The organism is Streptomyces sp. SID14478, from assembly GCF_010548525.1.
Lineage (GTDB): Bacteria > Actinomycetota > Actinomycetes > Streptomycetales > Streptomycetaceae > Streptomyces.
The window spans coordinates 1-464 of the sequence record NZ_JAAGMG010001297.1 but is presented as its reverse complement, the minus strand read 5'-3'; the positions used below and the strand labels follow the sequence as shown (position 1 = coordinate 464).

General features: G+C 77.4%; 1 pseudogene. It reads left to right on the top strand.

Features of this window, described 5'->3' with window-relative positions:
• Positions 1-464 (top strand): annotated as a pseudogene (locus G3I40_RS41295) (cytochrome P450); the annotation flags it as partial.

Here is a 464-nt window from a genome sequence, read left to right as displayed (position 1 = left end):
CTCGTCGCCCCACCGCCCGGCCGCGGTCTCGCCCACCTCGAAGAGGCGACGCACACCGCGCACCGGGCCCTCGTCTCCCCGGCGCTGCAAGGGCGCGCACTGGCCGCATTGAAGGCAGCCGTGGAACGCACCGCCTACGTACTGGCCCGCCGCCTCACCCGGCGGCGGGAGACCGACCTGGTGGAGGAGTTCTGCCACTGGCTGCCCGCCGCCGCGGTGGTCGCCGCCCTCGGCCTGCCCTACGCGGACACCGCCCCCGTCACCGACTGGTGCCGCGCCGGCCTGACCCACCTGGGCGCCGTCCCGGCGGGCCTGGACGCCTTCCTGCGCCCTCATGTCGTACGCCGCCGGGCGCACCCGCGCGACGACCTCCTGTCGGTGCTGTGCACCGCGCGGACCGACGGCCGCCCGCTGTCCGACGAAGCGGTCACGGCCCTCGTGGCGACCCTGCTCGGCGCGGGCGG